Source organism: Saccharothrix sp. (assembly GCF_031180885.1).
GTDB lineage: Bacteria > Actinomycetota > Actinomycetes > Mycobacteriales > Pseudonocardiaceae > Actinosynnema.
Map to the genome: position 1 here is coordinate 29,574 of NZ_JAPSLK010000037.1, position 20,264 is coordinate 49,837.

Here is a 20,264-nt window from a genome sequence, read left to right on the forward strand (position 1 = left end):
CGATGAACGACATGACCAGCCAGCACAACGAACTGAACTGGTTGTTGGACGACCTGGTCAGCCGTGTGGTGGGCGCCCGGCACGCGGTGGTGCTGTCCGCGGACGGCCTGCTGCTCGGTCGCTCTCCGGGACTGTCCAAGGACGACTCCGACCACCTGTCGGCGATGGCCTCGGCGTTCCAGAGCCTGGCGCGCGGCACGGGCCGGCACTTCGGCGGCGGCGCGGTGCGGCAGACCATCGTCGAGATGGAGCACGCCTACCTCTTCGTCACCGCGGCCGGGCACGGCGCGTGCCTGGCGGTGCTCGGCGAAGAGGACTCCGACATGGGCATGATCGCCTACGAGATGAACATGCTCGTCAAGCGGGTCGGCACGTACCTGTCCTCGGCGCCGCGCGGCACCGGCTCCGCGTTGCCCAGCGCCCGGCGGTCGTCGTGAAGTCCGGCCGCGGGGACTGGTGGTACGACGAGGCGGCGGGTCCGCTCGTCCGCCCGTACGCGATGGTGCGCGGCCGGACCCGCCCGCTGCGCCCGGAGCTGCACCTGGTGACCCAGGTGCGCGCGATGCCGTCGCCGTCCGACCCGGACGCGCTGTCGGTCGAGCACCTGGAGATCATGGAGCTGTGCCGCAGGCCGCTGTCGGTGGCCGAGGTCGCGGCGTACCTGGACGTGCCGCTGGTGGTGGTCAAGGTGTTGCTGTCCGACCTGATCCAGCGCGGCGACGTGGTGATCAGAGACCCCTCCCGAGTTCCGGTGGTGCCGGACCGGAACCTGTTGCAGGCGGTGCTGGATGGTGTCCGTGGAATCTGAGCGGCCGGGCGGGGAACTGCTGGTCCCCACCCCAGTCAAGATCGTCATCGCCGGCGGTTTCGGCACCGGCAAGACGACGATGGTCAACTCGGTCAGCGAGATACCCCCGCTGCACACCGAGGAGCTGCTCACCGAGGCCGGTGTCGGGGTCGACGACGTGGTGGGGCTGGAGCAGAAGGAGACCACGACGGTCGCCCTCGACTTCGGCCGGATCACGATCAACCCCGAGGTGGTGCTGTACCTGTTCGGCACTCCCGGCCAGAACCGGTTCTGGTTCATGTGGGACGAGCTGGCCTACGGTGCGATCGGCGCGGTGATCCTCGTGGACACGCGGCGGCTGGACTCGAGCTTCCCGTCCATCGACTTCTTCGAGCGGCGCGGCATCCCGTTCGTCATCGGGGTCAACTGCTTCGAGGGCTCGCACCGGTACGAAGTGGACGAGGTGCGGCGGGCGCTGGACGTGGACGACGCCATCCCGGTGGTGCTGTGCGACGCCCGCGACCGCGAGTCGAGCAAGACGGTGCTGGTGAGCCTGATCCAGCACACGATGGACCGCCTCGACGCGACCGTCTGACGCGTGCGTCAGCCCCGGCGGGTGGTGAGGACCTTCGAGCGGCGTTGCGCGCGCAGCGCCGCCAGGTACGGCGCGTAGTCGACCTGGATGGAGTCGGCGGCCGAAGTGCCGTAGCGCGCCGCCGCCATCTTCAGGTGTGCCGCGACCTCCTTGCGCATGGCCTGCGGCGACGGCGGTTCGGCGATTCCCTCGACCAGGTCCGCGATCCATTCCGCCTGTGCGGCCACGAGGTGCGTGATGGCCCCGAAGGGCCGGATCAGCCCGGCGAAATAGAGGTCCGGCTGGGTCAGTGAGACGACCCGCTGGTAGAGCGCGACCCGCCCGCCGGGTTCGAACACCCATTCGAACGGCAGGAATGGGAATTCGATGTGGTAGCCGGTGCAGTAGAGCAGCTCGTCGGCGACCTCGACCGAGCCGTCCGCGAAATGTATCGCCGACTGATCGACGTGGTCGACGGCGGGTTTCACGACGATGTCACCGTGCGCGATCCGGCTGAGCAGTTCGTCGGACACCGTGATGGCCCCGCCGAACAACGGGTGGTCCGGTTCCGCGAGACCGTAGTCGCGCAGCGGTCCGCGAATCACCCGCAGCATCACCTCGACCAGTCGCCGTTGTTCCGGGAACGCCAAGCGGGTCCACCACCGCATCCCGGCGATCTCGTCCAGTGGGATGCCGAGCAGGGTCTTGGGCAGCACGTGCACCCCGCGCCGCTGCACCACGACGGTGCGCGCGGCGATCCGGGACAGGTCGACCGCGATATCCGCGGCCGAGTTCCCGAACCCGACCACCACCACCCGTTTGCCCGCGTGCGCCACCGGGGTGGAGTAGTCGAAGGAGTGCGATTTGCGACCGGGAAAAGTCTCGTCACCGGGCAGTGCGGGCACCTTGGGCGACCAGTGGTGGCCCGCGGCGACCACCAGGTGCCCGAACCGGCGCCTGCGCCGCGCGCCGGACCGGTCGACGGAGGTGACCAGCCACGTGCCGTCCTCGTCGCGCGCCGCCGACTGGACCTCCACGCCCAGCTCCGTCACCTCGGTGACGCCCTTGATTTCGGCGTAGGAGCGCAGGTAGGCGGCCACCTGGTCGTGGCGGGGGAAGCGCGGGAGGCTGCTGGGCATGGGGTAGTCCGGGTAGCCGGTGAGGCCGCGCGCGGTGTTGAGGTGCAGCGACCGGTACCCGGGGCCGGGTCTGTCGTCGTCGGGTTGGTGCCACAGGCCGCCGACGGCGTCGCCGCGGTCGAGCACGGTGACCGGCAGGCCGCGGGCGCGCAGGGCGGCGGCGACGGCGATGCCGGACAGGCCCGCGCCGACCACGCAGGTGTGGTCGACCACGGGCCACTCGACGTGCGGTCTTGGCCGGCTTCTCACACCGCCACGCTCGTCGCGGACCGGGGTGCCGTCGTGCTGTACGCCTCGGAGGACAGGTAGACGGAGATGCCGGGGCGCGGGCGGCCCATGCGCAGCGAGACGTGCGCGATCAGGCCGACGCCCTCGTCGAGCGGGCGTTGGGCGATGCTGTCGAGCGCGCGGTCGAACTGGGTCGCGTCCAGGCCGTACTTCGCCATCACGGCGAGCACGCGGGCGCGGGCCTCGGCGTCGTCGTTGACGTAGTCGCGGATCGGGACGTAGAGGGAGTAGCCGCTGGGCGCGGTGTCGTCGCCGTCCATGAAGGTGAAGCTGGACACGAGCGGGCGACCCCCGAACGTGGGATGTTCGCGACCGCCGGTGAGCAGGCAGAAGTCCGGCAGCCGGTCGCTGTCCACCCCGGTCGCGGCCTGCGCCGCGCGGGTCACGTCGGCCACGCCCGCGAGGTCGTGCGAGACGTAGACCTTGACCCGGGCGCGCCGCCGCTCGACGAGGTCGAGGGCGAAGAAGGAGTAGCGGTCCAGGCCCGGCCGGGTCAGGGCGTGCGCGCGCAGGGCGGCGTGCCCGGCGCCGAACCCGGTCCGCGACAGCGCTTCGTGGACCAGCCCGTCAGCCGCCGCACCGCCCCTGACCTCGGGGTTCAGGTAGACCTTCACGGCCGGCGGGGTGGCGTGCTGGAGCACGAGCGAGTACCAGAAGACGAAGTCCTGCTCGGGGTGCTCGGGCAGGAAGAGGTCCGCCACCGCGTCGAACCGGGAGGTGTCCACGTCCGCGCGCCGGGCCATCCGCCGCAGCGCGCGCAGGGCGGCGGCGGTGTTGTCCTGGCGCGACGGGGTGTTGGCGGTCGGCTCGACGATCATCCGCACCACCGGCCGCTCGCCGATGCCGAAGGCCGTGGAGAACTCGACCGGCGAGTGGTCGTCCGCCACGCCGGAGGCCCACCGAATCGGGTCGGAAATCGACCGCAGCGCGCCCGGGCCGAGTGCGTCGGCGAGCAGCGAAACACAATCGGCGATATTGTCGCCAATACCCACGGAATGCAGTAGACCGGTCAACTGGCTGGTGGTGAAATCGCGGATGGATACCTCTCCGGCGGCCAAGGCGAGTCCTCCTCGGGGGTGCGCACCGAAAGTACGTTATGCAAAGCGGCTTGTCCACCGGGGGACCCGGGCGTGACGCAGCGCACTCTAAAGCGCCGGAGCGGCTGTTGTCACATTTGGGGCCGGTAGTCGAAACTGCTCCGAACGGCATATTGACGGCGAATGTCGTCAGCCTTTCGACGCACTGCGCGGTGGCTCTCGATGACGCATCGTGTTCTTTGTCCGGGGGCGTCGGTGGGGTAAACTCCGAAGTTTCCGCACCAATGCGGCTCCCCATTCAAGACGGTATGGGGAATTGTTGTTCGTGCCACTTGGCGGTCGTGTGAGGGTTCCTCATGTGGTAGGGCGCCCGTGCCCGCCACCGCAGCTCTTCGGCGGGCGGGACGAGCAGCGCCGGCTCGCGGTCGGCGCGGCACGAGGAGTGCGTCCCGCAGGTCCACGGCGGTCCGGTACGCGTGCAGCGCGGCGTCCGAGTCGGGTCCGGCCGCCGACATGGACAGTCCCACCAGGACGGTGCCCGTACCCGACTGGCACGTTGGAGATGTGCGGCTCGCCCTCGCCGTTCAGCCGGGTCGTGTGCATGGGACAGCCCGATCCCGGGGCTGTCCCATGCACACGCAAGCACTACTTGGCGTAGTTGTGGAACCCGCGCCCGCTCTTCTTGCCCAGCAACCCCGCGTCGACCATGCGCAGCAGCAGCGGCGGCGGGGAGTACAGCGGCTCCTTGAACTCCTCGTACATCGACTCGGCGATCGCCTTGGTGGTGTCCAGGCCGATCAGGTCGGCCAGGCGCAGCGGCCCCATCGGGTGCGCGCAGCCCAGCACCATGCCGTTGTCGATGTCCTCGGCGGAGGCGAACCCGGACTCCAGCATCCGGATCGAGGACAGCAGGTACGGGATGAGCAGGGCGTTCACCACGAACCCGGCCCGGTCCTGCGACAGGATGACCTCCTTGTGCAGGACCTGGGTCACGAACGCCTCGGCCCGCTCGCGGGTCTGCTCGCCGGTCAGTAGCGAGGGGACCAGCTCGACCAGTTTGAGCACCGGCACCGGGTTGAAGAAGTGCACGCCGATGACCTGCTCCGGGCGGCTGGTCGCCATGCCCAGCTTCATGATCGGGATCGACGAGGTGTTCGAGGCGAAGATCGCCCGGCGGTCCTCGACGACCTTGTCCAGCGCGGCGAAGACCTCGGTCTTGACCTGCTCGTTCTCCGCGACGGCCTCGACGACCAGGTTCCGGTCGGCGAAGTCGGCGAGGTCGGTGGTGAACCGGAGCCGCTCCAGCGCGGCGTCCCGGTCCTCCGCGCTCAGCTTGCCGCTGCGCACACCCTTGCCGAGCGAGGAGGCGATCCGCCCTCGCGCGGCCTCGGTGGCGTCGTGGCTGACCTCGGAGACCAGCACGTCGAGGCCGGCGCGCGCGCAGACCTCGGCGATGCCGGACCCCATGAGCCCGCCACCCACCACTCCAACACGTTGAATGTCACTCACGCCCTGATACTGCCAGGAGGGGTCGGGCGCGCACATCTCCAGTCGGAGGGCGACCGGCCAGTAGGTTCACCGGCCGGTCGGCGCGTGAGCCGAAAGATCTTCCGTCGCTCAGCGGGGTGAGCCGTTGACCGTGCAGTCGAGCGGCACGCCGAGACCCGTCACGCCGAAGCCGAAGTCGGTCGACGCGCCGGGGGCGAGGGTGCCGTTGTAGGGCTTGTTGGCGAGCGTGTGGCGGGTGCCGTTCCGGGTGACGTCGGCCCGCCAGGCGCTGCCGAGTGTCGTGCCGGGCGGCAGGTCGAACCCGACTCGCCACGAGGTGACCTGGCTGCCGCCGCCGTTGGTGATCACGTACTGGCCGTTGTAGCCGGTGGACCAGGTGTTCCCGCCCGCCCCGGTAGCCGGCCTTGCTCCAGTCGGGCAGGCCCGGCAGCGGTGCGCGGCGGTTGGCGGCGCTGAGGTCGAGTGACGCCTGGGGTTGGGCCTGCGGGGCGGCGGCGACGACCGTCAGCGAGACGGCGATGGCCGCGAGCGTGGCGGCGCTCGCGGCTAACGCGCGGTGCTCCATGAGGGCTCCTACGGGACTTGTCCGTAGGCGGCGGTTGGGCGGAGGGTTATTCGCGAGTGGTCTAGACCGTCAAGTATGTGGACAGGGTCCAGATATGTGACTCAGCTCAGCTCGCGCTCCGCCTCCTCGATGGCCGCGAACTCCTCCTCGGGCGCGGCGGCGACCAGGTGGTGGCGGCTGTAGAACCAGAAGTAGGCCAGGGCGACCACGACGATGCCCGCGGTGATGCCGGCCGCCAACTCGTCGACGAAGAACGTGGCCACCACGGCCGCGACCGCGAGCACCAGCGCCACGCCGGTCGTGACGACGCCGCCGGGCGTGCGGTACGGGCGCTCCAGGTTCGGCTCGCGGACCCGCAACACGATGTGCGACAACATCATCAGCACGTACGACAGCGCCGCGCCGAACACCGCGATGTTGATCAGCAACGCGCCGTTCTGCGTCACCGAGGCCAGGATGAACCCGATCGCGCCGGGCACGATCAGCGCCAGGTACGGCGTCTTGCGCTTGCCGGTCCGCGACAGCCACCGCGGCAGGTACCCGGCCCGGGACAGCGCGAACAGCTGCCGGGAGTAGGCGAAGATGATCGAGAAGAAGCTGGCGACCAGACCGGCCAGGCCCACGTAGTTCACCACCTGCGCGAGCAGGTTGTCCCCACCGTAAGCCGCTCGCACCGCGTCGGGCAGCGGGTTGTTCGACGCCTTCAACGCCTCCGAACCCGCCCCGCCGGGCGCGAACACCAGGATGGCGCCCGCGAACAGCAGCAGCGCCAGCATCGCGCCGATGATGCCGCGCGGCATGTCCCGCTTCGGGTCGCGCGCCTCCTCGGCGGCCAGCGGAACGCCCTCCACGGCCAGGAAGAACCAGATCGCGAACACCAGCGCGCCCAGCGCGCCCGTCACCCCGAACGGCAGGAACGAGCCATCCCCGACGTCGAACAGCTTGTCCGCGTCGAACTTGGGGATCATGCCGATCACGAACGCCAGCAGCGCCACCACGGCGATGCCGGTGATCACGAACATCAGCCGCAGCGCCTCGCCCACGCCGTACAGGTGCACGCCGATGAAGATCAGGAAGCACACCAGGTACACCGGCCACGCGTTGGTCAGCCCGAACAGGCCAAGCGTCTCGACGTACCCGCCGATGAACACGGCGATGGCGGCGGGCGCGATGGCGTACTCGATGAGGATGGCGATCCCGGTGGCGAAGCCGCCCAGCGGGCCGAGCGCGCGGCGCGCGAAGCCGTACCCGGCGCCCGCCACGGGCAGCGCCGCGGCCAGTTCGGCCAGGCCGAACACCATGCACGTGTACATGGCGCCCATCAGCACCGTGGCGATGAGCAGGCCGCCCCACCCGCCCTCGGCCAGTCCGAAGTTCCAGCCGGCGAAGTCGCCGGAGATCACGTACGAGACACCGAGTCCGGCCAGCAGGACCCACCCCGCGGCGCCGCGTTTGAGCTGTCGGTGCTCCAGGTACTCGTCGCCCACCTTCTCGTACTCGACGTGCTTCGCCATCTGCGCTCCCTAATGGGTTAGTTGCGCTCCTTTGAAGGTGGTTGAGGGTGGCGCGTGCGCTGCGGTCATGTCAATGGGGGGCTAGTGTCCTGGCGCGGTTGGTGTCAGGATGGGGCGCCCAATGGCTCGCAGTCATACCTTTGGAGGTTCGCCGGGATGCTCACGGTCGACGAGTTGCGCGAGTTGGTGGACGCCGGTGAGATCGACACCGTCCTGGTGGCGATCGTGGACATGCAGGGCCGGCTCCAGGGCAAGCGCTGCGCCGCGCGCTACTTCCTCGACGAGGTCCTGGCGCACGCCGCCGAGGGCTGCAACTACCTGCTCGCGGTGGACGTCGACATGAACACCGTCGCCGGCTACGCGATGTCGTCGTGGGACCGCGGCTACGGCGACTTCGTGATGAAGCCCGACCTGTCCACGCTGCGCCGCGTGCCGTGGCACGAGGGCACCGCCATGGTGCTGTGCGACATCGAGTGGGAGAACGGCGAACCGGTCGTCGCCTCGCCCCGGCAGGTGCTGCGCCGCCAGCTCGACCGGCTGGCCGAGCGCGGCCTCCAGGCGTTCGTGGGCACGGAGCTCGAGTTCATCGTCTTCGACGACACCTACGAGGAGGCCTGGAAGCGCGGCTACCGCGACCTGACACCCTCCAACCAGTACAACGTCGACTACTCCCTGCTGGGCACCGCCCGCATCGAGCCGCTGCTGCGCGCCATCCGCAACCACATGGCGGGCGCGGGCCTGGAGGTCGAGTCGGCCAAGGGCGAGTGCAACCCCGGTCAGCACGAGATCGCCTTCCGCTACAAGGAAGCGCTGGCCACGTGCGACAACCACAGCGTGTACAAGACCGGTGCCAAGGAGATCGCGTCCCAGCACGGGAAGTCGTTGACCTTCATGGCCAAGTACAACGAGCGCGAGGGCAACTCCTGCCACATCCACCTGAGCCTGCGCGCCACCGACGGCAGCCCGGTGTTCGCGGACGGGCACGGGATGTCCGCGCTGATGAAGTCGTTCCTGGCCGGGCAGTTGGCCGGGCTGCGCGAGCTGACCTACTTCCTCGCGCCCAACGTCAACTCCTACAAGCGGTTCGTGCCGGGCAGCTTCGCGCCGACCGCGGTGGCGTGGGGCCGGGACAACCGGACGTGCGCGCTGCGCGTGGTCGGGCACGGGCAGTCGCTGCGGTTCGAGAACCGCGTGCCCGGCGGGGACGTCAACCCGTACTTGGCGGTGGCGGCGCTCATCGCGGCCGGGCTGCACGGCGTGGAGAACGACCTCCAACTGGAGGACGCGTTCGAGGGCAACGCCTACGGCTCGGACCGGGCGACCGTGCCGACCACCCTGCGCGACGCGGCCGCGTTGTTGGCGCAGAGCGAGATCGCGCGGGAGGCGTTCGGCAAGGACGTCGTGGACCACTACCTGAACGCGGCCAGGGTGGAGCTGGCCGCCTACGACTCGTTCGTCACCGACTGGGAGCGCATCCGTGGCTTCGAACGGCTCTAGGCCGCTCATCGGGATCAGCACCTACCTGGAGCGGACGCGGTTCGGCGTGTGGGACGCCGACGCCGCCGTGCTGCACCGCGACTACCTTGACGCCGTCGTCCGGGCGGGCGGGCAACCCGTGTTGCTGCCGCCGGTGGGGGAGTGGACCGACCTGTCCTTTGTGGACGGATTGGTGCTCGCCGGTGGGGCGGACGTCGATCCGGCCCGGTACGGGGCGGTGCGTGATCCGCGCACCGGTCCGGCGGCGGTGGAGCGGGACGCGGCCGAGTTCGCGCTGGTGGCGCTCGCTCTTGAGGCCGACCTGCCGTTGTTGGCGGTGTGCCGGGGGATGCAGATCCTGAACGTGGCGCTGGGCGGGACGCTGGTCCAGCACGTCGACGGGCACAACGTGACGCCGGCGGTGTTCGAGAAGGTGGACGTGTCGGTGTCGGCCGGTCGGCTGGCGGGGATCGTCGGACCGACGGTGTCCGTGATGTGCCACCACCACCAGGCGTTGGACGTGGTGGGGGAAGGGCTTTCCGTGGTCGGCCGCGCGCCGGACGGGGTCGTGGAAGCGGTGGAGCTGCCGGACCGGCGGTTCGTGGTGGGTGTCCAGTCGCACCCGGAGGCCGACCGGGAGGACCGGGTCTTCGGTGCGTTCGTCGAGGCGGCGAGGAAAGGTGGGGGCGAGTGACTGCCTTCGAGGTCATCAACCCGGCGACGGCGGAGGTCGTGCGGTCGGTCGAGCTGGCGTCGGTGGAGGAGACCGACGCGGCGATCGCGCGGGCGCAGGCCGCGTTCCCGGCGTGGAAGGCCGTCGCGCCCGGTGACCGGGCCCGGCTGCTGCGCCGGTTCGCCGACAAGGTCGACGGGGCGATCGAGGAGCTGGCCGCGCTGGAGGTGCTCAACGCCGGGCACACCATCGGCAACGCCCGTTGGGAGGCCGGGAACGTCCGGGACGTCCTGCACTACTACGCCGCCGCGCCGGAGCGGCTGTTCGGGCGGCAGATCCCGGTGGCGGGCGGCTGGGACGTGACGTTCCAGGAGCCGATCGGCGTGGTGGGCGTGATCGTGCCGTGGAACTTCCCGATGCCGATCGCGGGTTGGGGTTTCGCGCCCGCGCTGGCCGCCGGGAACACCGTGGTGCTCAAGCCGGCGGAGCTGACGCCGTTGACCGCGCTGCGGCTGGCGGAGTTGGCGCTGGAGGCCGGTATCCCGGAGGGTGTCTTCCAGGTGCTGCCGGGGGCCGGACCTGTTGTCGGGCAACGGTTCGTGACGCACCCGGCGGTGCGCAAGGTGGTGTTCACCGGGTCCACGCGGGTCGGCAAGCAGATCATGGCGGGCTGCGCCGAGCAGGTGAAGCGGGTGACGCTGGAGCTGGGCGGCAAGTCGGCCAACATCGTGTTCGCCGACGCCGACCTGGAGCAGGCCGCCGCGACCGCGCCCTACGGGGTGTTCGACAACGCCGGGCAGGACTGCTGCGCCCGGTCGCGCATCCTGGTGCAGGCCTCGGTGTACGACCGGTTCATGGCGCTGCTGGAGCCCGCCGTGAAGGGTGTCGTGGTGGGCGAGCCGGGCGACGAGAAGACCGAGATGGGACCGTTGATCTCGGCCACTCAGTTGGAGCGGGTGTCGGCCTACGTTCCTGATGACGCACCGGTCGCGTTCCGGGGCAGCGCGCCTGACGGACCCGGCTTCTGGTTCCCGCCCACGGTCCTCGCGCCCGTGTCGCCGCGTGACCCGGCGGCGGTGGACGAGATCTTCGGGCCGGTGGTGGCGGTGATCCCGTTCGCCGAGGAGGAGGACGCCGTCCGCCTGGCCAACGACAGCGAGTACGGGCTGTCCGGGTCGATCTGGACGCGGGACGTGGGCCGGGCGCTGCGCGTGTCGCGGGCGGTCGAGGCCGGGAACCTGTCGGTCAACTCGCACTCCTCGGTGCGCTACTGGACGCCGTTCGGCGGGTTCAAGCAGTCCGGCCTGGGGCGGGAGCTGGGGCCCGACGCGCTGGAACCGTTCACCGAGACCAAGAACGTCTTCATCGCACATTGATGATTGGGAGAGACATGGCACAGCGACTGGAAGGCCGGGTGGCCGTCGTCACCGGCGGCGGCAGCGGGATCGGCCTGGCCTCGGTGCGCAGGCTCGCGAGCGAGGGCGCGCGGGTGGTCGTCGCGGACCTCGACACGGGCACCGGCAAGGCCGCCGCCGACGAGGTGGACGGGCTGTTCGTGCAGGTGGACGTGACCGACGAGGAGCAGGTGTCGGCGCTCTACAAGACCACCGCGGACACCTACGGGTCGGTGGACATCGCGTTCAACAACGCGGGCATCTCGCCGCCGGACGACGACTCGATCCTGACCACGGGCATCGAGGCGTGGGACCGGGTGCAGAAGGTCAACCTCACGTCGGTCTACCTGTGCTGCAAGTACGCCATCCCGCACATGCTGGAGCAGGGGAAGGGTTCCGTGATCAACACGGCGTCCTTCGTGGCGACGATGGGCGCGGCCACGTCCCAGATCTCCTACACCGCTTCGAAGGGCGGCGTGCTGGCGATGAGCCGGGAGCTGGGCGTGCAGTTCGCGCGGCAGGGGGTGCGGGTCAACGCCCTGTCGCCCGGACCGGTGAACACGCCGCTGCTGCGGGAGCTGTTCGCCAAGGACCCCGAGCGCGCGGCGCGCCGGCTGGTGCACGTGCCGCTGGGGCGGTTCGCCGAGCCGGAGGAGATCGCGGCGGCGGTGGCGTTCCTGGCCAGCGACGACTCGTCGTTCATCACGGCGTCGAACTTCCTGGTGGACGGCGGCATCGCGGGCGCCTACGTCACCCCGCTGTGATGATGCCCTTGCAGGACGCGTTGTTCCGCCCCGTCCGGGCGGGCAACGCGTTCGAGGAGACCGTCGAGCGGCTCATGCAGGCGATCCGGCTGGGCGTGGTGCCGCCCGGTGAGCGGCTGCCCGCCGAACGGGAACTGGCGACCCGGCTCGGGGTGAGCCGGGCGACCCTGCGCGAGGCCATCCGGTCGTTGCAGGACGCCGGGTACGTGGAGTCCCGGCGCGGCCGGTACGGCGGGACTTTCGTGAACACCACCTTGCCCGCGGCCTCCCCGGGCCGTCCGATCGCGCCACCCGAGTTGCTGGACGCGTTGACCCTGCGCACCGTCCTGGAGACCGGTGCCGCCGAGTGCGCCGCGTCCCGTTCACTGGGTCCCGCCGAGCGTCGCAACCTGGGCGCGCGGCTGACCGAGTGCTCGTGCGCGTCCTTGGACGAGTACCGCCGCAAGGACTCGCGCCTGCACCTGGCGATCGCCGAGTCGACGGGCTCGGCGTCGCTCACCGCGGCCATCGCCGACGTCCGGATGCGGGTGAACGAACTGCTGGACCGCATTCCGCTGCTGCCGCCGAACCTGGCGCACTCCAACGACCAGCACGAACTCATCGTGACCCGGATCCTGGAGGGCGACCCGGAGGCCGCGCGGCAGGCGATGGCCGAGCACCTGGACGGCACGGCTTCCCTGCTGCGCGGCTTCCTGAGCTGAGGTGGTCAGCGTTCCCGGTCGCGTTCGCGTTCGTGGAAGTCCCGGCCGGGTCCGCGGTCGTCCATCCGGGAGTGCCCGGGCCGGTCGAACGCCCCGCGCCGGTCGTGCCCCCGGTCGTGGTCGAACAACGCCACCAGCCCGCCGCCCAGGACCAGTCCCAGCAACCCGACGGCGACCAGTTGGGTGGCCCGGTGCCGCGCGACCCGGCCGACCCGGGTCTCCCGGCGGGGCGGCGGAAAGCCCGCGTGGGCCGGCGGCGGCGCGGGCGGCACCGCCTGCCCACTGCCGGCCGCGCTCGGCCCGGGCTCGTGCGGCGGCTCGGCTCCGGCCTGCTCCGGCGGCCCCGCCACCGGGGCCGTCCCAGCCGGCCGCCCCGTGCTCTCGTCGGCAGGACCGGTCGCCTGCCCCTCGACCGGCGGCGTGGGCAGCGGCCGAGTTCCGGGGTCCGGCGTGTCCTCGGGACGTGGTTGGTCTGACATGACTGGCTCCTGTGCTCATGGGTCTGCCCCACCAGCGTGCGTCGCCCACCTGAGCGGACCCTGATCCCCAGCTGTGAATGCGCTGTCGTCAGCATGTGTTGACGCCCGGTCTCCGTCAGCATATGTTGACGACATGTCGACGATCACCGATCTGGGCCAGGCCGCCCAGGGCACCGACCCGGACGCCGGGTTGCGCGCCGTGGCCCGCCTGCGCGTCCTGGTCGAGCAACTGGAGGCGGCCCACGTCGCCGCCGCCCGCCGCGCCGGCTGGTCCTGGCGCGACATCGCCACCCGCCTCGGCGTCACCAAGCAGACCGTGCACCGCAAGTACGGACGGAGCGAACCCGATGTTCCGCGCTGACCCCGAAACGCTCCGAACCGTGGACCGCGCCCTCGAACTCGCCCGCGACCTCGGCCACCCCCGCACCGGCAGCGAACACCTCCTCCTCGCCCTGACCTCCCTGGTCGGCCACGAGTCAGCCATCCGCGAAGCCGTCCAGAAAGCCGCCCCGCACGGCGCAGGCGCCGCGGCCGACCGCGAAGCCCTGGCCACCCTCGGCATCGACCTCGACCAACTGCTCTCCGGCATCCGCCTTGACCAGCCACCGGCGAAGGAGCCCTTCTTCCCCTTGGGCGCCGCCAAAGCCCGCGAACGCTGCGCCCGCCTGAGCCCACCCCTGGGCCTGGACGCCCAAGCCGCCTACGAGGCGTCCCTGCGCTTCGCCCTCGCCCGCCGCGAACGCACCCACCGCCCGGAACACCTGGCCCTGATCCTCGTCACCCTCGACCCGGGCGTCGCGTGGACCCTCGACACCGCGAACGTCAACCGCCTCGCCCTGGCCCACCACCTCGCCCGAACCTTCCCGCCCCCACGCCGAAACCCGTTGCTGCGCCTGGAAAGGCGCCTCGGCAGCACAATCCGCCACCGGGACCTGACCACCCGCTACCAACGCACCACCGGCCGCACCCCAGTGTCCTCAGTGGCCGCTTTCATCGCCGACTGACGCTTCGTTTGACCTGGAGCGCGCTCCAGGTCGCAGCGTCCTGGTCGAAGATCACCCGATCAGGAGGCAACCATGGCGACCATCCCCACCCGCCGGCCGACGTGCACCCGATTTTCGACCCTGCAAAGCGAGTGGTCTCTGTGGACCTGGGACATCGAGGCCGGGATCGTGCCCACGTGTTGAGAGTTGGGCATCGGCCTGGTCCCGTTCCCGCCACTCGGCCGCGGTTTCCCGACCGGCCGGTACAAGTCGACGGAAGCCTTCACGGACAACGATGTCCGCCGTTCCCAGCCCCGTTTCGCCGCCGCCAACCCAGAACACAACCTCTCAGTCGTCTCCCTTCTGGAAGACATGGCCTCGGACAAGCGCGTGACCGCCGGCCAACTCGCCCTGGCCTGGGTGCAACACCGCGGCGAGGACGTGGTGCCGATCGCCGGACCCGCCGTCAGCGCAACCTCAACGGCTGAGCACGAAATTGTCGTACCCCGTCGGTACCGTCCTCGGCATGATCACCGTTGAGGAAGAGACCCGTTTCTGGGCGTTGTTGGAAGAGGCGTGGGCGGAGGCCGGTGCCGAGGCCGCGCGGGCGCGTCGGGCGCTGGTCCGGCGCGACCCGGAGGAGGACGACGGCTTCGACCACGCCGCCGTGCTGGAGGAGCAGGTCGAGGGCGTGCTCGACCGGCTGACAGCGCTGTGCGCGGACCTGACCAGTGAGGAGTTGACCGCGCTGGACCGGGTGGCCGAGCGGAAGCTGCACGAGATCGACCGCGAGGACGTCCACGAGCACACAGACGGGTCCGACGACGGTTTCCTCTACGCGCGCGGCTTCATCGTGGTGCTCGGCCGGGAGTACTACGAGGCAGTCGCGCGGGACCCCGGGTTGGCGGTGGTCGACGCGGAGGCCGAGGACTTCTGCTACTTCTTCGCCCACCTGCACAAGGAGCGGTTCGGGGATTACCCGGAGACGGGGTCGGGGATCTCCCGGGAATCGGGCGCGAACCGGGCCGGGTGGGCCGGAGCGGAGGTACCGTCGGAGGTGTGATCGACTTCGAGAAGGCGTCGGTGTTCAAGCTCGCCCCGTGCAAGCCGGAGGACATCGCGGGACAGGTGTCCCCGATCCTCATCCAGGGCGAGCAGATCGTGTCGTGCTTCAAGACGGTGCGCGATTTCGTGGTGTTCACCAACAAGCGGGTGATCGCGGTGAACGTGCAGGGCATGACGGGTCGGAAGAAGGACTTCACGTCCCTGCCCTACAGCCGCGTGCAGGCGTTCTCCATCGAGACGGCCGGCACGTTCGACATGGACGCCGAACTGGACCTGTGGTTCTCCGGCCTGGGCAAGGTCCGACTGGAGTTCCGCGGTCACGCCGATGTCTGCCTGCTGGGCCAGATGATCGCCACCTTCGTCCTCTGAAAAGCCGGCGCTCTGAAGGCCGGCGCTCTGAAGGCCACCCGACATGTCACCCGATCGTGCGACATGTCGAATTCGGCACCGAACCGCTCCTCGCGCGTCCCGTGAACAAGGAGCGCGGGACGGGGGAGCCCTCGGTCCCAGGACAGCAGGCCGATCAGGCGACCCGCCTCAGGCTCCAGCAGTTGGCGCACGCGGTCCGATCCCGCTCAACGCATCCTCGGCTCAACGGCTCCCGGCTCAGTGGTCAAGGCGGCTGGCCCGATCCAGCTCGACACGCATGGGGTGGCTGGGCCCAGTCCGGGCTAGCGGATGGAACGGGTGGTGCCGTCCCAGCCGTTCAGGGCGTCGGGCAGGACCTCGGCGAGCTGCACCGGGTACACCGTGTCCCCGGTCTCGCGCAGCTCGTCCACCGACCACCACCGGTGCTGTCGGATGGTCCGCTGCTCCAGCTCCTGGAACCGCGACGTGTCGACCTCCACGCCGTCCACCCGGTGCACGAAGAACCACTCCTCCGACGCGAAGCTCAGCCCGTCGAAGGTGAACGCGACGTGCCGCTTCCACACCGGCCCGACCAGCTCGTCCGGCGCCACCACCAGCCCGGTCTCCTCGTGCGCCTCCCGCACGGCCGCGTCCCGCAGCTCCTCGCCCGGCTCGACCCCGCCCCCCACGGTGAACCAGAAGAACTCGTCGGGCCGCGCCGGGTCGAACCCCTCGAACAGCAGCACCCGCCCGGTCTCGTCGGCCAGCACGATCCGCGCCGACAGGCGCGGCGTCGGGGCGTCGGTGTCCGGTTCGGCGATCTCGAAGTACGACGGCGTCGGCGCGGTGCCGGCCAGCCGCAGCCACCGGACCATCCGCCACTGCCGCAACGCCAGCGTGTCCCGGACGGCGTCGTTGTGCACGCGCCGCGCCAGCACGACCCGCTGTTCGGCGTCGGCCAACTCGGCCGCCAGCGCGGGCGCCAGCACGGACCGGTCCAGCCCGTCGAGCAGGGCGCTCAGCTCGTTCTCGGCGGTCTCGCGGTCGGCCCGCCCGGCACGCTCCGCCCGATCCGCCGCCGCGCGCAACTCGTCCGTCCCGCACACCGCCGCGACCGCCCGCGTCACCACCGACCGCCGCGCCAGCGCCGCGTCCAGCGCCGCCCACGCCGCGTCGGTCCGCACGTGCAGCCGGTCCAGCCGGTTGGCGGTGCCCAACACCCACGGCCCGACCAGCACCACGACCCCCAGCAGCACCAGGAACGTCAGCGCCACACCGGAACTCGTCACGCTTCACCCACTCGCCGCGCCCCGCCCGAACTGGTCACGCCTCACCCACCTGCCGCGGCACACCGGAACCGGCCGTGCCCCACGCACCCGCCACGCCCCGCCTGAACTCGTCACGCTTCACCCACCCGCCGCGGGTCGGCCGCCATCGCGCTCTCGTACACCCGCAGCACCTGCGCCGCCACCACGGACCAGTCGTAGGTCATGACCCGCTGCCGCGCCGCGTCCACGTAGTCCGCCCGCCGACCCGGGTCCGCCAGCAGGTCGCCCAACGCCGCCGCCAGCGCCGCCGAGTCGCCCACCGGGGTCAGCACCCCCGCCTTGCCGTCGTCCAGCACCCGGCGGAACGCGTCCAGGTCGCTGGCCACCACCGCCGTACCCGCCGACATCGCCTCGGTGAGGATGATCCCGAAGCTCTCGCCACCCGTGTTCGGCGCGCAGTACACGTCGACGCTGCGCAGCGCCCGCGCCTTGGTCTCGTCGTCGACCATGCCCAGGAACACCGTCCGGGCCGCCAACTCCGGTCCCGCCGCCTTGCGGAACTCGTCCTCGTCCCCGCGCCCCACGACCAGCAGCCGGACCTCCGCCGGCAGCGCCCGGAACGCCTCCAGCAGCACCGGCATCCCCTTGCGCGGCTCGCTGAACCGGCCGACGAACCCGACCGTCCCGCCCGGACGCGGGTAACCGTCCAACGGGGACGCGTCGGCGAAGAACCCGACGTCCACCCCGTTGGGGATCTCCACCGCGTCCCCGCCCAGGTGCTCCACCTGCACCCGCCGGGCCAGCGCGGACACCGCGATCCGCGCGGTGATCTTCTCCAGGAACGGCTGGAGCACCCCCTGGAACGCGGCCAGCATCTTCGACCGCGGCGTGGAGGTGTGGAAGGTCGCGACGATCGGCCCGTCCGCCACCATCAGCGCCAGCATCGACAGCGACGGCGCGGTCGGTTCGTGCAGGTGCAGCACGTCGAAGTCGTGCTCGGCGATCCACCGCCGGACCCGCGTGAACGACACCGGCCCGAACGAAAGCCGCGCCACCGACCCGTTGTAGGGGATGCCCACCGCCCGCCCGGCCGGGGTCACGAACTCGGGCACGGGCGTGTCGTCGTCCGCCGGCCCCAGCACCTCGACCTCGTGGCCAAGGGAGCGCAGGGCGCGCGCCAGGTCGACCACGTGCGCCTGCACCCCTCCGGGGACCTCGAAGGAGTACGGGCAGACGATGCCGACCTTCACCGGGTGCCCTCCCTGCGGGCCAGGACCCGTTGCAGCGCCCGCTGCCTGCTCTTCGGCAGGTCGGCCAACCACAGCTTCTGGAGCATGTGCCAGTCGGTGGGGTGCGCGGCGATGTCGGCGGCGAACACGTCGGCCATCTGCTGGGTGGCCGGCCCGACCCCGCTCGTGCCCGACACCCGGATCGGCGGGTGGATGCGGATGGACCAGCCGCCATCGGTGAACCACAGCCCCACCGGCAACAGCGCCGCGCCGGTCGTCGCGGCCAGGTGAGCGGGGCCGGTGGGCATCAGGGTCCGCTCCCCGAAGAACGTCACCGGCACACCGCCTGCGGTCAGGTCCCGATCGGCGAGCAGGCACACGACACCGTTCGCCCGCAGCCGTTCGGTCAACACCACCGCCGGGTTGCGCTCACCGCCCGTCAACGGAAGCACCTCGAAGCCCAGCGACTCGCGGAACCGGATGAACCGCTGGTAGAGCGATTCCGGCTGGAGCCGTTCGGCGACCGTGCTGAACGAACCGACGTGCCCGACCAGCCACACACCCGCCATGTCCCAGTTGCCGCAATGGGGCAGCGCGCAGACCGCGCCGTTGCCCGCCTTGAGCGCCGCGTCCAGGTTCTCGACACCGCTGATGGTCCGGTCGCACTCGGCGTAGACGGCCTTGAGGTCCATCGACGGCAGGCGGAACGCCTCGCGCCAGTAGCGGGCGTAGGAGCGCAGGCTCAGCCGGACCAGGTCGTCCAGCTCGGCCTCCCCGGCCTGCGGCACGACCCGCCGCAGGTTGGCGCGCAACTGCCGGACCCCGTCACCATCGCGCTTGGCGGCGAAGTCGGCGGCCCGGTCGAACGCCGCTACCGCCCACTTCTCCGGCAACAGCCGCACCAGCCGCCACCCCGCCGCGTACCCGAGGTCGGCCAGCCGCTCCTTCATGTCCCCAGCTCCTTCGCGGCACGCCACACGGCCACCACCCGCTGCACCACGGTGACCAGGACCAGCGCGGCCAGCAGGTACAGCGCCACGGGCAGGATGTACGGAACACCGAGCCCGTGCAGCCCAACCCCGACCAGCACGACGATGAACCGCTCGGCCCGCTCCGCGACCCCGCCGTCGGCCGCCAACCCGGAGGCCTCCGCGCGCGCCTTCACGTACGAGATGACCTGCGCACCCACCAGCGAAACCATCGAGGCCGCCGCCAACCCGTGCTCCCCGGCCCCGAAGCACCACCACGCGACCGCCGCGAACAGGGCCCCGTCCGCGATCCGGTCGCAACTGGCGTCCAACACGGCCCCGAACTTCGTCCCACCCCCCTGCGCCCGCGCCATCGCGCCGTCGATCAGGTCGAACAACACGAACGCCGTAACCACCGCCGCTCCCACGAACAACTGCCCGCGCGGGATGAACCAGAGGGAGGCGGCGACGGAACCGACCGTCCCCGCCACGGTGACGACGTTGGGTGTGAGGCCGCGGCGCAGCAGCCACGCCCCGATCGGATCGGTGACGCGCGAAACCGACGCGCGGGCGAAGATGTTCAGCATGGGGCGGCGACTGCACCTACCGGTGGGGACGACTGGGTCCCAGGCAGCCTAACGGCCCAGCTCAGCCCGAGCCGACGCGGTAGGCGGAAGATCCCTGTCGTGTCGCCCACCACCAGCCAGAACACTCTCGGTCGCGGCCTCCGGCCCCCGTCTCCATTGTCCCACGGGGCACCGACAAAGCAGGGGGAGGAGGGTGGCGGGGGTGATCGAACGCGCGCCAAACCGGCGGCCGGCGACGGTCCGGTGGGGTGGGGGAGGGCTGGGTGGAGGCGGGCAAGAGGAGGGGCGGCGACCTGGTGGGTGGCCGGCGGGCGAGGGGATAGGGCGGTGGGTGGCGGGGATGGTGAGGCTGCGGGGCGAGGGGAGAGGCGGCGGCCAGGCGGCGGGTGTCGGGGCACGAGTCCGGCTGCGGGGATTGCGGCCAAGCGGCGGGACGCGAGTCCGGCGGCGGGGCGGTGGCCAGGCGGCGGGTGGCGGGGCACGGGTCCGGCGGGCGTGCGGTGGCTGGCGGCGGCTGCCGAGGGCGGGGCGGCTGCCGGTGGGGCGCGCGATGGGGTGGGCAGCGACCGGGGGCGGTCCGGCGGCCGGGGACGGGGAGGGTGGAGTGCGGCGAGGTGCCGGCGACGAAGTCGCGCGCGGCGGAGCCGCGAGGCGGCGGCAGCGCCGCCCTGGCTTGTGCGCCCTGTGCCGTGCCGACCACCGACCGTCCGGAAGCCGCAGAAGACACGCCACCCCGCCGAGGCACCCGCGCCAACCCAACCCGCGGCTCGGCACCCCCGAGCCGCACCGCCCCACACGCGCCGCCGACCACAGCCGCCCAGTAGCGCCGAGGCGCCCCGATCAGCCACGTCGAACCAGGTCAGCCCGGACGGACCAGGTCAGCCCGGTCGGACCAGGTCACCCCAGCCAAGTCACC

General features: G+C 71.2%; 23 protein-coding genes. 13 read left to right on the plus strand and 10 right to left on the minus strand.

Translation table 11 applies throughout. The features are described 5' to 3' along the window. Positions 1–2: 2 nt before the first annotated feature. The 3 genes from RIN75_RS30580 to RIN75_RS30590 are packed head-to-tail and all read left to right on the plus strand — an operon-like array spanning position 3 to position 1,382. The gene (locus tag RIN75_RS30580; RefSeq protein ID WP_309115517.1) at positions 3–437 is read left to right on the plus strand and encodes a roadblock/LC7 domain-containing protein; all 435 of its coding nucleotides are present in this window, start codon (positions 3–5) and stop codon (positions 435–437) included. Further along, positions 434–808 carry a DUF742 domain-containing protein gene (locus RIN75_RS30585; protein ID WP_121219503.1) on the plus strand — a complete coding sequence of 125 codons (375 nt, stop codon included), beginning with the start codon at positions 434–436 and terminating at the stop codon, positions 806–808. The genes RIN75_RS30580 and RIN75_RS30585 overlap by 4 nt, the downstream gene beginning before the upstream one ends. Further along, positions 789–1,382, plus strand: a complete 594-nt coding sequence (locus tag RIN75_RS30590) for an ATP/GTP-binding protein (RefSeq protein WP_309115518.1) — start codon at positions 789–791, stop codon at positions 1,380–1,382. The genes RIN75_RS30585 and RIN75_RS30590 overlap by 20 nt, the downstream gene beginning before the upstream one ends. Positions 1,383–1,390: 8 nt before the next feature. On the opposite strand, the gene RIN75_RS30595 is transcribed toward RIN75_RS30590, so the two are convergent. The 5 genes from RIN75_RS30595 to eat all read right to left on the minus strand — a co-directional run bounded on the left by RIN75_RS30595 (position 1,391) and on the right by eat (position 7,413). Next, the gene (locus tag RIN75_RS30595) at positions 1,391–2,713 is read right to left on the minus strand and encodes an NAD(P)-binding domain-containing protein (protein ID WP_309115519.1); all 1,323 of its coding nucleotides are present in this window, start codon (positions 2,711–2,713) and stop codon (positions 1,391–1,393) included. Positions 2,714–2,745: 32 nt separating this feature from the next. After that, the gene (locus RIN75_RS30600; RefSeq protein ID WP_309115520.1) at positions 2,746–3,780 is read right to left on the minus strand and encodes a tryptophan dimethylallyltransferase family protein; all 1,035 of its coding nucleotides are present in this window, start codon (positions 3,778–3,780) and stop codon (positions 2,746–2,748) included. 690 nt (positions 3,781–4,470) lie between these two features. After that, positions 4,471–5,334, minus strand: a complete 864-nt coding sequence (locus RIN75_RS30605; RefSeq protein ID WP_309115521.1) for a 3-hydroxybutyryl-CoA dehydrogenase — start codon at positions 5,332–5,334, stop codon at positions 4,471–4,473. Between the two features lie 108 nt (positions 5,335–5,442). Beyond that, entirely contained in the window at positions 5,443–5,682 is a 240-nt protein-coding gene (locus RIN75_RS30610; protein WP_309115522.1) for a cellulose binding domain-containing protein, read from the minus strand. A 318-nt stretch (positions 5,683–6,000) separates the two neighbouring features. Next, positions 6,001–7,413, minus strand: coding sequence for an ethanolamine permease (eat, locus tag RIN75_RS30615; protein ID WP_309115523.1), 1,413 nt, complete (start codon positions 7,411–7,413; stop codon positions 6,001–6,003). A gap of 156 nt (positions 7,414–7,569) precedes the next feature. Here eat and RIN75_RS30620 point away from each other — a divergent pair, with 156 nt between their 5' ends. Genes RIN75_RS30620 through RIN75_RS30640 form a run of 5 tightly spaced genes read left to right on the plus strand, consistent with a single transcriptional unit; the run spans position 7,570 to position 12,421 of the window. Beyond that, positions 7,570–8,910: a glutamine synthetase family protein gene (locus RIN75_RS30620; protein ID WP_309115524.1), complete on the plus strand. Its 1,341-nt coding sequence runs from the start codon at positions 7,570–7,572 to the stop codon at positions 8,908–8,910. Further along, positions 8,891–9,583 carry a gamma-glutamyl-gamma-aminobutyrate hydrolase family protein gene (locus RIN75_RS30625; protein ID WP_309115525.1) on the plus strand — a complete coding sequence of 231 codons (693 nt, stop codon included), beginning with the start codon at positions 8,891–8,893 and terminating at the stop codon, positions 9,581–9,583. The genes RIN75_RS30620 and RIN75_RS30625 overlap by 20 nt, the downstream gene beginning before the upstream one ends. Continuing rightward, on the plus strand, positions 9,580–10,938 hold the full coding sequence (locus RIN75_RS30630) for an aldehyde dehydrogenase family protein (RefSeq protein ID WP_309115526.1): 1,359 nt from the start codon (positions 9,580–9,582) through the stop codon (positions 10,936–10,938). The genes RIN75_RS30625 and RIN75_RS30630 overlap by 4 nt, the downstream gene beginning before the upstream one ends. A gap of 14 nt (positions 10,939–10,952) precedes the next feature. Then, a complete protein-coding gene (locus tag RIN75_RS30635) occupies positions 10,953–11,720 on the plus strand; it encodes a 3-oxoacyl-ACP reductase (protein ID WP_309115527.1) in 768 nt (255 codons plus the stop codon). Then, positions 11,720–12,421 (plus strand): GntR family transcriptional regulator, encoded by a 702-nt coding sequence (locus tag RIN75_RS30640; protein WP_309115528.1) that lies wholly within the window; start codon positions 11,720–11,722, stop codon positions 12,419–12,421. Before RIN75_RS30635 ends, RIN75_RS30640 begins: the two co-directional genes overlap by 1 nt. 5 nt (positions 12,422–12,426) lie before the next feature. On the opposite strand, the gene RIN75_RS30645 is transcribed toward RIN75_RS30640, so the two are convergent. Beyond that, entirely contained in the window at positions 12,427–12,900 is a 474-nt protein-coding gene (locus RIN75_RS30645; RefSeq protein ID WP_309115529.1) for a hypothetical protein, read from the minus strand. 133 nt (positions 12,901–13,033) lie between these two features. Here RIN75_RS30645 and RIN75_RS30650 point away from each other — a divergent pair, with 133 nt between their 5' ends. The 5 genes from RIN75_RS30650 to RIN75_RS30670 all read left to right on the plus strand — a co-directional run bounded on the left by RIN75_RS30650 (position 13,034) and on the right by RIN75_RS30670 (position 15,317). Beyond that, the gene (locus RIN75_RS30650; protein ID WP_309115530.1) at positions 13,034–13,261 is read left to right on the plus strand and encodes a helix-turn-helix domain-containing protein; all 228 of its coding nucleotides are present in this window, start codon (positions 13,034–13,036) and stop codon (positions 13,259–13,261) included. Between the two features lie 19 nt (positions 13,262–13,280). Beyond that, the gene (locus tag RIN75_RS30655; RefSeq protein WP_309115531.1) at positions 13,281–13,904 is read left to right on the plus strand and encodes a Clp protease N-terminal domain-containing protein; all 624 of its coding nucleotides are present in this window, start codon (positions 13,281–13,283) and stop codon (positions 13,902–13,904) included. 186 nt (positions 13,905–14,090) lie between these two features. Beyond that, a complete protein-coding gene (locus RIN75_RS30660; protein ID WP_375296046.1) occupies positions 14,091–14,423 on the plus strand; it encodes an aldo/keto reductase in 333 nt (110 codons plus the stop codon). Continuing rightward, on the plus strand, positions 14,410–14,946 hold the full coding sequence (locus RIN75_RS30665) for a DUF4240 domain-containing protein (RefSeq protein WP_309115532.1): 537 nt from the start codon (positions 14,410–14,412) through the stop codon (positions 14,944–14,946). The genes RIN75_RS30660 and RIN75_RS30665 overlap by 14 nt, the downstream gene beginning before the upstream one ends. Further along, entirely contained in the window at positions 14,943–15,317 is a 375-nt protein-coding gene (locus tag RIN75_RS30670; RefSeq protein ID WP_309115533.1) for a PH domain-containing protein, read from the plus strand. Before RIN75_RS30665 ends, RIN75_RS30670 begins: the two co-directional genes overlap by 4 nt. Before the next feature lie 302 nt (positions 15,318–15,619). On the opposite strand, the gene RIN75_RS30675 is transcribed toward RIN75_RS30670, so the two are convergent. The 4 genes from RIN75_RS30675 to pgsA all read right to left on the minus strand — a co-directional run bounded on the left by RIN75_RS30675 (position 15,620) and on the right by pgsA (position 19,348). After that, on the minus strand, positions 15,620–16,585 hold the full coding sequence (locus RIN75_RS30675; RefSeq protein ID WP_309115534.1) for an NUDIX domain-containing protein: 966 nt from the start codon (positions 16,583–16,585) through the stop codon (positions 15,620–15,622). Between the two features lie 110 nt (positions 16,586–16,695). Next, positions 16,696–17,814 (minus strand): glycosyltransferase family 4 protein, encoded by a 1,119-nt coding sequence (locus RIN75_RS30680; RefSeq protein WP_309115535.1) that lies wholly within the window; start codon positions 17,812–17,814, stop codon positions 16,696–16,698. Then, positions 17,811–18,743 (minus strand): phosphatidylinositol mannoside acyltransferase, encoded by a 933-nt coding sequence (locus RIN75_RS30685; protein ID WP_309115536.1) that lies wholly within the window; start codon positions 18,741–18,743, stop codon positions 17,811–17,813. The genes RIN75_RS30680 and RIN75_RS30685 overlap by 4 nt, the downstream gene beginning before the upstream one ends. Then, the gene (gene pgsA, locus RIN75_RS30690; protein WP_309115537.1) at positions 18,740–19,348 is read right to left on the minus strand and encodes a phosphatidylinositol phosphate synthase; all 609 of its coding nucleotides are present in this window, start codon (positions 19,346–19,348) and stop codon (positions 18,740–18,742) included. Before pgsA ends, RIN75_RS30685 begins: the two co-directional genes overlap by 4 nt. Positions 19,349–20,264 lie beyond the last annotated feature (916 nt).